The 1,324-nt window shown below is 58.9% G+C and carries 1 protein-coding gene; it reads right to left on the bottom strand.

What is annotated here, in order from left to right:
- Window positions 1-71: 71 nt before the first annotated feature.
- Window positions 72-1,324: integrase catalytic domain-containing protein (locus tag DYI20_RS12100; RefSeq protein WP_183145641.1), on the bottom strand; the 1,253-nt coding region annotated here is incomplete at its 5' end.

Below are 1,324 nucleotides of genomic sequence, written 5' to 3'. Positions count from 1 at the left end.
CGGGGTGCCTCATGTCAAGATCCCCGCGAAAGGTAGGCCGTGCCTCAGACAAATAATCCCCGGATGTTCGATTAGCTGGCGCGGCGGTGGATCTTGATGCCAGCAGGGTGTGGTGGCCGATCAGCGGCGTCAAGTTCGCGTTGGAGTTGGCGGGTTTTAGCAGCAGCTAAGCGGATGAGTTGCTGCTGGATGGCATCAATTTCGGTGGCCATTGCCGCAGGGTCCAGACTGGCCTTGTAAGCAGCGAGTTGTTGGTGTTGTGCCGGGCTGAGGATCCCCGACGCCACAAGGCGCTGATAGGGCGAGGTGGGCTGATCATAGACTCGTTGGCGGCGGCCCACCGCGTCGGTGGTCCAGCCGGTGGGTTTTTTGGTTGGCGTGAAGAAATTCAGTCGATCATTGACCAGTGGCCATAACCGCTGTAACAGCGCCAGTTCCTCGGCGGTGTCGTAGCGGTAGTAGAACCCGTATTTGCGCACCGCGTGATGGTTCTTGGATTCGATGGTGGCTTGGTCGTTTTTCTGATAGGGCCGGCCACGGGTGAAAAACACTTTGTGGTCGGCGGACCAGTCCAACAGGTCGTAGTTCATGAATTCACTGCCGTTGTCGAAGTCCATGGCGGTGACCAGGTACGGGATCGCGTCTACAAAGTTGGTGCAGGCGGCCACAACGTGTTTCGCAGCGTTATTGCGGATCGCGGTGGTGTAGACCCAGCCGATGCGCACATCGGTGAAATTGACACTGCGCACAAATTCGCCTTTGAGCGTGGGCCCGCAGTGGGCCACCGTGTCGACTTCAAACAGTCCGGGTTCGTCGTCGAGCTCGTCACCGGCTTTACGAATCGTGATCGAATTGCGCAACAGGCTATCGGGTTTGGTAGCGGCTTTGCCTCGGATCGGATCCTTGGCCCGCACCGGTTGCAAATACCGGTCAATCGTGGCAGCACTCATCGCCAATAACTCTGCTCGTACTGTGGCGCTGTAGCGGTTGTGACCGGCCACCAGCCCACCGTAGGCCTCCAGGCCTTCGAGCCAATCAGCCATCGAGGCAGCCAAATATTTGCCCGATAACCCACCCGAGACCGACCACACCGACTGCAAGACTTTCACGGCGTCATAGGAGTATTTGCGGGCCTTGGTCTTGCGCCGATCGATGACCGCCACCGTCGCGGTGGCCCGACCCTTAGGCTGAGCTAATCGGCGCTTGAGCTGCTGACGGGCATGATCCCGGTGCCAGCCAGTCAGCTCCACCACCGTATCCAGAATCTGACCCTTGACCTTCTTGGAAGCCGCAGCATACCTGGCCGCATAGTGCTTGGTGACTT

The organism is Auritidibacter ignavus (genome assembly GCF_003703835.1).
Lineage (GTDB): Bacteria > Actinomycetota > Actinomycetes > Actinomycetales > Micrococcaceae > Auritidibacter > Auritidibacter ignavus.
Note: the sequence above shows the minus strand (reverse complement) of the source record. Positions and strands in the feature narration are given on the sequence as shown.